The organism is Rhodoferax sp. (genome assembly GCF_037143375.1).
Taxonomy (GTDB): domain Bacteria; phylum Pseudomonadota; class Gammaproteobacteria; order Burkholderiales; family Burkholderiaceae_C; genus Rhodoferax.
In genome coordinates this window covers 1-10,845 of record NZ_JBAWYV010000111.1, presented here as the reverse complement: position 1 = coordinate 10,845, position 10,845 = coordinate 1, and the positions used below count along the sequence as shown (strand labels likewise).

The 10,845-nt window shown below is 59.5% G+C and carries 11 protein-coding genes; 7 read left to right on the top strand and 4 right to left on the bottom strand.

Annotated elements, in window-relative coordinates:
- On the bottom strand, positions 1-1,982 hold a 1,982-nt coding region (locus tag WCG50_RS14275), incomplete at its 3' end, for an SDR family oxidoreductase (protein WP_336900272.1).
- A gap of 216 nt (positions 1,983-2,198) precedes the next feature.
- Here WCG50_RS14275 and WCG50_RS14270 point away from each other — a divergent pair.
- The 4 genes from WCG50_RS14270 (at position 2,199) to WCG50_RS14255 (ending at position 5,640) form a co-directional block, all read left to right on the top strand.
- Positions 2,199-2,807 (top strand): phasin family protein, encoded by a 609-nt coding sequence (locus WCG50_RS14270; RefSeq protein WP_336900271.1) that lies wholly within the window; start codon positions 2,199-2,201, stop codon positions 2,805-2,807.
- Positions 2,808-2,920: 113 nt separating this feature from the next.
- Positions 2,921-4,180: a patatin-like phospholipase family protein gene (locus WCG50_RS14265; protein ID WP_336900270.1), complete on the top strand. Its 1,260-nt coding sequence runs from the start codon at positions 2,921-2,923 to the stop codon at positions 4,178-4,180.
- A complete protein-coding gene (locus WCG50_RS14260; RefSeq protein WP_336900269.1) occupies positions 4,174-4,836 on the top strand; it encodes a TetR/AcrR family transcriptional regulator in 663 nt (220 codons plus the stop codon). The genes WCG50_RS14265 and WCG50_RS14260 overlap by 7 nt, the downstream gene beginning before the upstream one ends.
- A gap of 30 nt (positions 4,837-4,866) precedes the next feature.
- Positions 4,867-5,640, top strand: a complete 774-nt coding sequence (locus WCG50_RS14255) for a hypothetical protein (RefSeq protein ID WP_336900268.1) — start codon at positions 4,867-4,869, stop codon at positions 5,638-5,640.
- Positions 5,641-5,707: 67 nt separating this feature from the next.
- On the opposite strand, the gene WCG50_RS14250 is transcribed toward WCG50_RS14255, so the two are convergent.
- Entirely contained in the window at positions 5,708-7,204 is a 1,497-nt protein-coding gene (locus tag WCG50_RS14250) for a wax ester/triacylglycerol synthase family O-acyltransferase (RefSeq protein WP_336900267.1), read from the bottom strand.
- Between the two features lie 136 nt (positions 7,205-7,340).
- Here WCG50_RS14250 and WCG50_RS14245 point away from each other — a divergent pair, with 136 nt between their 5' ends.
- Positions 7,341-7,595 carry an acyl-CoA-binding protein gene (locus WCG50_RS14245; protein WP_336900266.1) on the top strand — a complete coding sequence of 85 codons (255 nt, stop codon included), beginning with the start codon at positions 7,341-7,343 and terminating at the stop codon, positions 7,593-7,595.
- On the opposite strand, the gene WCG50_RS14240 is transcribed toward WCG50_RS14245, so the two are convergent.
- Both WCG50_RS14240 and WCG50_RS14235 read right to left on the bottom strand, forming a co-directional pair.
- Positions 7,592-7,918 (bottom strand): polyhydroxyalkanoic acid system family protein, encoded by a 327-nt coding sequence (locus tag WCG50_RS14240; RefSeq protein ID WP_336900265.1) that lies wholly within the window; start codon positions 7,916-7,918, stop codon positions 7,592-7,594. The genes WCG50_RS14245 and WCG50_RS14240 overlap by 4 nt on opposite strands.
- Complete coding sequence (locus WCG50_RS14235) at positions 7,911-8,993, bottom strand: aminopeptidase (protein ID WP_336900264.1); 1,083 nt, start codon at positions 8,991-8,993, stop codon at positions 7,911-7,913. The genes WCG50_RS14240 and WCG50_RS14235 overlap by 8 nt, the downstream gene beginning before the upstream one ends.
- 27 nt (positions 8,994-9,020) lie before the next feature.
- Here WCG50_RS14235 and WCG50_RS14230 point away from each other — a divergent pair, with 27 nt between their 5' ends.
- Positions 9,021-9,356, top strand: coding sequence for a DUF1840 domain-containing protein (locus WCG50_RS14230; RefSeq protein ID WP_336900263.1), 336 nt, complete (start codon positions 9,021-9,023; stop codon positions 9,354-9,356).
- Between the two features lie 101 nt (positions 9,357-9,457).
- The coding region (locus tag WCG50_RS14225) for a cytochrome c (RefSeq protein ID WP_336900262.1) at positions 9,458-10,845 on the top strand (1,388 nt) is incomplete at its 3' end.

Sequence of the window (10,845 nt, the reverse complement as noted above, 5' to 3'; positions counted from 1 at the left end):
CGCATCATCTGCTGCAGCGCCACCGCCTCCGGCGACAACTGCTGCTTCACGGGTTTATCGCCCGGTTTGGCGCCTTTGGCTGCGCCCGAATCCGGGAACATGCGAAAACTGGTATTCATGGCGATTTGCGCCACGCGCGGCAACAGGGCGTGCAACAGTTGCCCGGTGGTACCCAAGCGAGTCGCAACGCGCACCGGTTTGAAGATACAGGCTTGGGCGACCATGTCGGCGGCTTCTTCCGGCGACAGCGTGGGTACGTTGTTGTACAGCCCCGTGGGCGCAATCATGGGCGTGCGCACCAGCGGCATGTTGATGGTGGTGAAGGTCACGCCCTGGTCGGCAAACTCGCTGGCGGCGCAACGCGTCCAGGCGTCCAGCGCGGCTTTGGAGGCCACATAGGCGCTGAAACGCGGGGCGTTGGTCAGCACGCCAATGGAACTGATGTTGACGATATGGCCTTTTTTCTTGGCCACCATGCAGGGCAGCAAGCCCATCGTCACCCGCAGGCTGCCAAAGTAATTGAGCTGCATGGTGCGCTCAAAATCGTGGAATCGGTCGTAGCTGGATTCGATGGCGCGGCGGATGGAACGACCCGCGTTGTTGATCAAAAAGTCCACGCTGCCATGCGCCTCCAGCAGTTGCTTCACAAAGCGGTCGCAGTCGGTCATGTCGGCAATATCCACCGAATAGGCGATGAAACTGTACCCCTTGGTCGTGGCCTCTTGGCAGGCTTCGTCGAGTTTTTCTTGGTCGCGCCCGCAGATCACGGTAATGGCACCGGCCTCGGCAAACTTGTGCGCGGCGGCCAGGCCGATGCCCGATGACCCACCGGTGACCAGCACTACTTTGCCGCCCACGGTGCCGCGCAATGAGCGGTCAATGTGCAGGTCGGGGTCGAGGTGGCGCTCCCAGTAATCCCACAGCCGCCACGCGTAGTCTTTCAGGTTGGGGCAGGTCACGCCCGTCCCTTTCAGGGCCGCGAGCGATTCGCGGCAATCAAATCGCGTGGGGTAGTTGACAAAGGTGAGCATGTCATCGGGCAAGCCCAGATCGTTCATGATGGCCCGGTGCACCCGGCGCACCGGTGCCAGCGCCATCATGGCCTTGGTGATGCTGCGGGGAATAAACCCGAACAAGGCCGCGTTGATGAACAGGTTCATCTTGGGTGCGTGGGCCGCCTTGCTGAAAATATCCAGCACATCGCCCACCCGGTAGCCCACCGGGTCGACCAGGTGGTAGCACTTTTTCTCAATGCCTTTTTGATGGCTGATGGCATCGAGAGCGGCCACCACAAAGTCCACCGGCACGATGTTGATGCGACCGCCTTCCAGGCCAATCGAGGGCATCCAGGGCGGCAACACATCGCGCATGCGCTGAATCAGCTTAAAGAAGTAATACGGCCCATCCACCTTGTCCATCTCACCGGTAGTGCTGTCGCCCACGACCATGGCAGGGCGGTACACCGACCAGGGCACCTTGCACTCCTGTCGCACGATTTTTTCGCTTTCGTGCTTGGTCAGGAAATAGGGATGCTCGTAATTTTCAGCCTCCTCAAACATGTCTTCGCGGAACACGCCCTCGTACAAACCCGCCGCCGCAATGGAGCTCACCAGGTGAAAGTGTCCGGCGTCGATGGCTTTGGCCAATTCGACGGTATGGCGGGTGCCCTCCACGTTGACGGCCATCTGGCTGGCTTCGTCAGCCGTCAGGTCATAGACCGCCGCCAGATGGTAAAAATGGTCGATCTGGCCTTTCAGACTTTTGAGGTTCTCGGCCGAAATGCCCAGTTTTTTGCTCGTGAGGTCACCAAACACGGGCACCACCCGCGCTGCGCTCGCACCCCAAAACTGCCGCAACGCCGCCACCTTGCCTTCGCTTTCCTTGCGAATCAAAAAGTGAACCACCGAGCCCTTGCGCTCAAGCAATTTTTTAACCAGCCGCTTGCCAATAAACCCGGTAGCACCTGTGACGAAATACTGCATGAAAAACCTCCAGTTATTAACCTTATTCTTGCCCAAATTGGCGTGGAATCTATCTGGCATAAACCCGCGACCCACTAGAGCCACGACTCCACAAAATTAGGAGCAGTCACCTACACGACGCGCCTTGCGCCCTATAAAGTACGCCCATGTTCGGCATAGCGCTTGTTAATTCACAAGTCCCCGCCCGAAAAACATTTACTTTATCTGGAGCCCCTCATGGTCAAAAAACTTCAAAAAACCACTTCCGCCAAAAAAGCCAGTGAGCCCCTTAAAGGTTCGGTGAAAGACTCCGCCCAGCAAATCTGGCAAGCCGGATTGGGCGCCTTCACCAAAGCGCAAGCCGAGGGCACCAAAGCCTTTGAAGCCTTGGTGAAGGAAGGCGTTAACTTTCAGCGCAAAACCCAATCAGCCGCTGAAGAAAAAATCTCGGAAGCGACCCAGAAAATGAACGGCATGGCAGCCGACATTTCTTCCCGGGCCACCGGCCAATGGGACAAGCTGGAAAACATCTTTGAAGACCGTGTCGCCAAGGCCCTCAACAAGCTGGGCGTGCCATCGGCCAAGGACATCAACGCCCTGATTGCCCGCATTGACGAATTGAACAAGAGCGTGCAAAAGCTCTCGGCCAAGGGCGCTGCGCCCAAAGCCGCCGACAAAACCGCACCTAAAGCCGCCCCCCGCAAAGCGGCGAAACCCGCGGCAAAGGTCGCAGTGAAAACGGTCGTCAAGGCCGCCACTGAGGCGGTCAAACCGGCCGTCAAACGTGCGCCAGCGCGCAAAAAAGTCGTTGCAAAACCGGTTGAAGTCGCGGCTACCGCGGACTGAGCGGGGCTTGAATAAAGAAGGCGCTCAAGCGCCTTTTTTTTGGCTTATTTCAGCCGCCAACATTGCTGCATCGCAATAACCCTTTTTCTTCAACCGCCCTACACTTTGCTGTTATGAAGCGTAAAACACCGCGCCCTCCCAAAATTGCACTGGCCTTGTCCGGTGGTGGGCCCTTGGGTGCCATTTACGAAATTGGTGCCTTGTGCGCGCTGGAAGAATCCCTGAACGGCATCGACTTCACCCAGTTACACCACTACGTCGGCGTCTCGGCGGGCAGCTTTATTGTGGCAAGCCTGGCCAACGGCATCACGCCCCGCGAGCTCTGCACTTCGTTTATTGAAAACGACAGCGCCATCGCGCCAACGGACGCCTTCGACCCCTCCTGGCTCTTGTCGCCGGCCTATGGCGAAGTGGTGCGCCGCGCCATCATGCTGCCCGGCTTGCTGGCCTCGTCCGTGTGGCACATGACGGCGGGCCGCAAATCGATCATGCAGGCCATTGAGCGACTCGGCCCCTGCCTGCCGACCGGTGTTTTTTCCAACGAACAAATCCACACCGAGATGGCCCGGCTTTTTTCACGCAACGGCCGCACCAACGATTTCCGCCAACTGAAAACCCAGCTCACGCTGGTGGCCACCAACCTGGACAGTGGCGAGGCCGTGCCCTTTGGCCGCCCTGGCTGGGACCATGTGCCGATCTCCAAGGCCGTGCAAGCCAGTTCCGCCCTGCCCGGCCTGTTTCCGCCGGTCGAGATTGACGATAGTTACTACGTGGATGGCGCCTTGAAGAAAACCATGCACGCGTCGGTGGCGCTGGAGCAGGGCATCGATTTGATGCTGTGCCTTAACCCGCTGGTGCCATTTGACGCCACCTCGCCGCAGGTTGCCCAGGTCATGAAGCGGGGCCTTAGCGCTGAGCAACACCACATTCCTCGCATTGTCGATGGCGGTCTGCCCGCGGTGCTGAGCCAGACCTTTCGCTCCATGATTCATTCGCGCATGGTGTTGGGCATGAAGCAATACGAGCAGACGTACCCGGACACCGACATCATCCTGATTGAGCCCGACCACCGCGATCCTGAGCTCTACCTGGCCAACACCTTCAGCTATTCGCAGCGCCGCCATCTGGCCGAGCACGCTTACCAGCAGACCCGCCAGATGCTGCGCTCGCGCAAGACTGGTCTGTCCGCCACATTGGGGCGCCACGGCATCACGCTGCACCACGCCGCGCTGGACGACCCCAAGCGGCACCTCAGCACGCCCGCCAAACCGCCCACACAAGTTGGGCAGGCGATTGCTAAACTGCAAGAGATCATGGACGACCTCGGCCATGTGGTTCGATCCGCCACCCACAGCAGGAGTCCTACATGGTAAAAAAAGCGCCTCGGCGCACGGCTGAACGCATTCTGGAAGTCACGCTGGAGTTGTTCAACCGCTTTGGTGAACCCAATGTCTCGACCACCCTGATTTCCGCCGAACTGGGCATCAGCCCCGGCAACCTGTATTACCACTACCCGGCCAAAGACGAGCTCATCAACTCGCTGTTTGACCGATACGAGCACGCCCTGAACGAGTTGCTCAATGCCAGCGATGGCGTACGCGACGTCGAAGACGCCTGGTTTTTCATGCACTCGCTGTTTGAATTGATCTGGCAATACCGGTTTTTATACCGCGACCTAAACGACCTGCTGAGTAAAAACCGGCGCCTTGAAACGCATTTCCAGCAGGTCCTGAAAAACAAGACCCGGGCCGTGAAAGCCCTGCTGGACGGCATGAGCCGCACCGGTGCCGTGAGCATCGATTCGCGCGACGTCGAGGCCACCGCGACCAGCATGGTGGTGGTGCTAACCTACTGGCTGAGTTTTGAGTATGTGCGTGACCCACGCCGGGCGCTGGAGCCTGAAAACGCACAACAAGCCTTGCTGCGGGGTGCGCAACATGTCCTCAATTTGCTAATGCCTTACCTGGAGCAAGGCCAGCGTACCCACCTGCTGAAATTAGTCGGGGCCTACAATAACGCCGATAAATAATAAGCCGGACAACGGCCACTGGAGACGAATATGGCCAATTGGACAGCCTTCCCTTACATGGGTGATTACGAATTTGACGCTGAGAGCGTCAAAAAAAACTGGGCACGGCTGCACGCTGGCGACGTGGAACCCCTGCCCCAAGACACCAAAGTGCTGGATGCCTGGGCCCTGTTTCACAGCGGCGAGTTTCAGAAAGCCGTCGACATGGGGCTCAAGATTGGCGGCGACGGGCTCACCGTGGCCAACAAATCGGCCTGCATTTATGCCACCTACCTCGAAAAGCAGGAGCGAATCCGGCTCGACCTCTACATGGAGGTCGTGCGGCGCGCTGAAGCCCAGGCATTGAAAAACCCGGAAAATGTGAACGCCCACTACTGGCAAGCCTACGCTTTAGGCCGCTACAGCCAAGGCATCAGCGTGGCCAAGGCGCTGGCTCAGGGCTTGGGCACCAAGGTCAAGGGCTCGCTTGAGAACGTCATCAAACTCCAGCCCAACCACGCCGACGCGCACATCGCGCTGGGCGCTTTTCACGCCGAAGTGATCGACAAAGTGGGCTCGCTGATTGGCGGCATGACCTACGGCGCCAAGAAAGACACGGGCTTGGCGCTGCTCCAGGAAGCCCTCAAGCTCAACTTTTACTCGGCCATTGGCATGATCGAATACGCCAACGCCATGGTGATGCTGGATGGCGACAAGATGATCGAAGCCGCCACCCGGCTTTACCAGCAGGCCGCCGCCGCCAAGCCGATGGATGCCATGGAGCGCCTGGATGTGGAGATGGCCAAGGTCGAGTTACAAGACTAGATTTACAAGCCTTTTAGGCCTCTAGCCCCCGCGCCACCTGCGCGAGCAGCTATTATTTAAATAGCAATCAACTCTCTTCGCCCCACGGCAGCATGAGGGTGAGCAAGGTCAGCTTGTTGAATTCCGGCTCGAACAGGTCGATGATTTGTTGCGGCTCCGGGCACAGCGTCGAATCGCTGATCACGCCAAACTGCACGCCGCCGCCGTAGCTCAAAATAGAAACGCCCAGCCCCACGGTGCCAGACTGCGGCACCCAGGCCATGTTTTGCTCCAGCGTGGCGCCGCAAAACTTGAGCTTCTCGCGCGGCCCGGGCACATTGGTCATCACCGCCGTGGTTTTTTTGGAGAACAGGCTGAGCATCGCGTCTTGCGCCGACTTATTCAGCACCCCGGCCAGCGCCAGCAAACCAAATGTCAGTAGCGGCTGCGTACTGCCTTTCAATTCCCCCATGCGCCGGCGCACTTCGTACACGCGCTCCAGCGGGTTCTCGATGCCAATTGGCAGCACCACCGGCGCCAGACCAAACCGGTTGCCCAGTTTGTAGGCCTCGTCCAGCGGGCGCAGGTTGACTGGCACCATGGCCCTAATTTCTTTGCCTGCAACCTCATCGCCAAATGCACGGAGGTAGCCACCGATGGCGCCCGCCACGCAACTCAGCAGCACATCGTTGAGTGAGCAGTTCAAGGCCCGGCCCACCGCCTTGACCTCGTCCAGCGGAATCGGCTGGCACCAAGCCACCCGTTTGCGGGTGCCGGGCGTGCCTTTGAGGCGGGTCGGCGAATCATCGGGCATCAAGGCCAGTGCAGCCCCGTCACGCAGCACCTGGTAGGCGAGTTTGGCCAACTCGAGGGAGCCTGCCAGTCCCTTTTCAATGACTTTTTCAGCACCCTTCTTGGGCTCAACCAAGAGACCAAGCGCATTCACTGCCTGATTGCCCGCTTCGTCCAGCGCACGCACCGCCGCCCCCGTCAGCGGTTTGATCAAGGTGTTGGCAATCCATTCCTCGGCACCTTCCAGCCCGTCAAGATGCGACTCACGGATTGGGCGCAAAGGCGGCGCTATGCCACCGTCGACCATCGAGTGCGTCACGGCGATCAGGGCGATGCCGTCGGCGATGCAATGGTGCATGCGCACCATCAGGGCCGAGCCGCCCTGGTAATGCTCCACCAGATGAAACTGCCACAGCGGGTAATTCATGTCCAGCGGCTGCACCGCGAGTTCGGCCAAGCGGTCCTGCAAGGCTTGCTGCTCCTGGGCTTTGGGCACCTTGGGCAGGGTCTCGATGACCACGTGGTGCGCAATGTCGAACGCCTCATCGGTGACCCAGGTGGCGCCGGTCAGGTCTTGCGCCACGCGCTGGCCAAACCGGGGGTACTTGAGAAAGCGCTCCTCAATGCGCTCGCTGACCGCCTTGTAGCGCACGCCGGGCTTGATGATCCACACGCCCACGATCATCATCAGGTTCGACGGCGAATCCATGCGCAGCCAGGCGGTGTCGACCTTGCTCATACGCTCACTGTTGGGCGTTAAAACCGGTTTTTTAGCTGTAATTCGGGTCACCATGGAAACTCCAGAAAGCGCCCGGGAAGGGCGCAACGATGCAACTTTGAGAATGGTCACTATTTTGAAGTCAAATCGCCCCGTAAGATGTTGCGCAAATGCCCCAATGTGTGGGGTATTCCCTTTACCCGGAGAAAATATGTCTGATCTGAAAGCCAAGTTTGAAGCCGCCGTGGCCGATTCCAAAAACCTGAGCGAGCGCCCCGACAACGGCACGCTGCTCAAACTCTATGCGTTGTACAAGCAAGGCAGCGTGGGCGACAACGCTGACAAAAAACCCGGTTTCAGCGACATGATTGGCCGCGCCAAGTGGGACGCCTGGAACAGCCTCAAAGGCACCACCAGCGACGCCGCCATGCAGCAGTACATTGATTTGATTGAATCGCTGAGCTAAGTTTTCTTGACCGTGTGCGCTTTGGCAGGCGGTTTGGCCTTGAGCAAGTCATCGAGGTTTTTTACGATTTCGCGCTCAATGGTGTCCTTGAACGCGCCCAGCAGAAACCCGAGCTTGGCGTTGAGTTCAAACTTCTCCTTGGTCACCGACAACGTGCCGTGCACCCCGGAGCGCGTAAACCCCACTTCGTCGACCGTTTTCCCTTCTTCGTAAGTGCAGTCCATGCCGAACTCAACCTCGGCATGCTCGGCCCATTTGAAGGCGATTTTTCGGGCGGCGGCCAGCCCCAGTTTGTGTTCGCGCAAGATATGAAGATCAGCCACGTGTGTGCTCCGTTGTGAGTTGTATCAAAGCCCGGGTTCGGTCCGGTGCCGCCATTGTCGACAAGCGCCTGACTGCATCATAAAACCGGGGCCAGTCGCGGTCCTGCTGCTCAAACAAGGCTTCAAACCCGGGCACCCATTCATCGTAAGCGGCCTGCGCGCCAAACGCCGCATTGTTGGCCCCGGCCACCCAGGCGTCGTAGCCGCTGTAACCATCCCAACCGAGTTTGAGCTGGGCATAGTCATTCCTGAAATCCTGCATCGCTATTATTTTCATAGCCTCTTGCGAAGACAAGACGGGGGCTAGAGGCTGATTTGTCTTATAAATATCCGACAGCCGGGCGCGCGTGCGGCGCAGCAAGGCCCGAAACTGCTGGCGCCGCGCATCAAACACCCGGTACGCTTTTTGGGCTGCTTCCGACCCGTGCAGCGCCAGCCAGCGCTCTCCGCCCAGGCGCTCCACCGCCGTGGCAAACGACTCATTGAACAAGGTGTCGTCTTGCACATACAGCACCTGGTGCGCCAGTTCATGAAAAATCATGCGGGCCAACTCGCCGTCCGGGTAGTGGATGAAGGTGTTGAGCAAGGGGTCGCCACCGGCCCAGTTGAGCCAGCCCAGCGTCGAGTAAGCCGGCACGCCGTAGACACTGACTTCCAGCCCTTCAGCCTGCAGTGTTTGCGCCAGTTCCCGGGCCTCGGCCTCTTTGAAATAACCGCGGTAACCGACGCAGCCCGCCACCGGGAAACACCAGGTTTTGAGGGTGAGCGACCAGGGCGGTGCCGCCACCACATTCCACACCACCGACTTGCGCTGCAGATCCGCGTAGCGGTGGTAGCTGGCGTTGTCGGGCAGGTGCAAGTCCGTCACGGCGAAGCGGCGCATTTGCTGGGCCAGTTGCAGGCGCTGCTTCAAGGCCGGGGCCACTTGCGCATCGTCCAGCCACGCCTCGATCGGACGGGCCGCTTGCAGCATCGTCAAATGGCCACGGACCGATTGCAGGTAGTAGCGCGTGTCGGCACAGGCGGTCAACAGGAGGATGAAGGCCAGGCAGGCCAGGAGTCGAAAGGTGCGCATGGTCGCGGCAGTTTACGATGCGTGACTATGCTTTACAAATTCAAATCCAAATCCACCGGTGATGTGATCATGCTGCAACCCAACGGGCGGCGCGTGCTGGAGATCATTGGCAAAGACCTGCAGTCCGGGAGTGCCGACAAAGGCATCGTCCTGCCCGAGCACATGCCAGCCGCCATCGCGGCGCTGGAGGCCGCCATCGCCCGCGAGGAAGCTGACCGCAAGGCCGCGGTGGCCGAGGCATTGGCCCACCACGAGACGCCGCCGCCGTTTGAAGGTATTTCCCTGCGCCAGCGCGCCCTGCCCTTCATCGACATGCTGCGTCGCAGCCAGAAAGCTGGGCACGAAGTAGTCTGGGGCGTTTAGTCGACATAGGGAAAATTCCCTAGCCCCATGGGCTGATCTTCCAATGTCGCAATGAGACCAAACAGCCTAAGCTGAGCGCTTATCTGTCAAGACGAGGTCTCATGAAAACTCCAACTCCTTTGCGCTATTGGCGCACCTATTTACCCGCATTACTGGCACTGCTGTCGGCCTGCGCCATGGCCGCCACGGAGCCGTCCGCCGACCTGCTGAAGCGCGGGGAATATGTCTCGCGCCTGGGCGATTGCATTGCCTGCCATACCGCTGCCGGCGGCAAACCAATGGCCGGCGGGTTGGCGCTCAGCACTCCGTTCGGGATGATTTACTCGACCAACATCACGCCCGATGCCAGCACCGGCATCGGCAACTACAGCTTTGCCCAGTTCGATCAGGCCATGCGCAAGGGCGTGGCGGCCGATGGTCACAACCTGTATCCCGCCATGCCATTTCCGTCGTATGCCAAGCTGACGAGCGACGACATGCAAGCCCTTTTCGCCTACCTGAAGCAGGGCGTGACCCCGGTGGTGCAAGCCAACAAGCCCAGCGACATGCAGTGGCCCTTCAGCATGCGCTGGGGCTTGAGCCTGTGGAAAACGGTGTTCCTGGAGGACACCGGGTTCAAACCGGACTCAGCCAAATCTGCTTCGTGGAACCGCGGCGCCTACATTGCCCAGGGCCTGGGACACTGTGGCTCTTGCCACACACCGCGCGGTATCGCGTTTCAGGAAAAAGCCATGGGCGATGCCGACTCTGGCGGAAAGCAGTACCTGGCCGGGTTTACTTTCAACGTCTGGCATGCCGCCAACCTGCGTGACCTGTGGAGCGTGCCTGAGACCGTTCGCTTTCTCAAAACCGGGCGCAACAGTTTTGGCGCCGCGGCGGGCAGCATGACCGAGGTCATCCAGCACAGCACGCAGCACTTCACCGATGCCGACCTGACGTCGCTGGCCGAGTACCTTAAATCATTGCCTTCCGATGAGGCGGCAGCCAGCCGAAAAGCGCCAGCCAGCCCGGTGCAGGCCAGTGCGCAGGATTTGTACAAAACACGCGGCGGCCTCGGCTATGTGCAGTTCTGCTCCACCTGCCACCGGCGTGATGGACGCGGTGTGGGCGACATCTTTCCCACGCTGGCCCAAAACACCAGCGTTCAGGCCAAGGATGCCACCTCGGTCATTCACATCGCTCTCAGTGGCTGGCAATCGGCCACCACCCAGCACTCACCACGCGCCTTTGGCATGCCGGGCTACAGCAGCCTGGATGACCGCGAAATTGCAGAAATCACCACGTTTGTCCGCACCCAATGGGGCAACCAGGGTGAAGCGGTCAGCGCAGACCAGGTGCGCAAGATTCGTCAAGAGCTCCAGCTCAAACCCGCCGAGCCATCCAAGTTTGTCACGCCGCGTTTTTCTGCCTTGCTCGCCAGCCCGAATGCAGATCAGTTGATTCAGGGCATGCGCCTGATGACGCAAACCAAGGCCTTGCTGCCCGAGCA

Bases quoted from the DNA above. Each gene is read 5' to 3' on its own strand.
- WCG50_RS14255 (WP_336900268.1), top strand. From the start codon at position 4,867: ATGGCCAATTGGACAGCCTTCCCTTACATGGGTGATTACGAATTTGAC.
- WCG50_RS14235 (WP_336900264.1), bottom strand. From the start codon at position 8,993: ATGCGCACCTTTCGACTCCTGGCCTGCCTGGCCTTCATCCTCCTGTTG.
- WCG50_RS14250 (WP_336900267.1), bottom strand. From the start codon at position 7,204: ATGGTGACCCGAATTACAGCTAAAAAACCGGTTTTAACGCCCAACAGT.
- WCG50_RS14260 (WP_336900269.1), top strand. From the start codon at position 4,174: ATGGTAAAAAAAGCGCCTCGGCGCACGGCTGAACGCATTCTGGAAGTC.
- WCG50_RS14270 (WP_336900271.1), top strand. From the start codon at position 2,199: ATGGTCAAAAAACTTCAAAAAACCACTTCCGCCAAAAAAGCCAGTGAG.
- WCG50_RS14230 (WP_336900263.1), top strand. From the start codon at position 9,021: ATGCTTTACAAATTCAAATCCAAATCCACCGGTGATGTGATCATGCTG.
- WCG50_RS14265 (WP_336900270.1), top strand. From the start codon at position 2,921: ATGAAGCGTAAAACACCGCGCCCTCCCAAAATTGCACTGGCCTTGTCC.
- WCG50_RS14245 (WP_336900266.1), top strand. From the start codon at position 7,341: ATGTCTGATCTGAAAGCCAAGTTTGAAGCCGCCGTGGCCGATTCCAAA.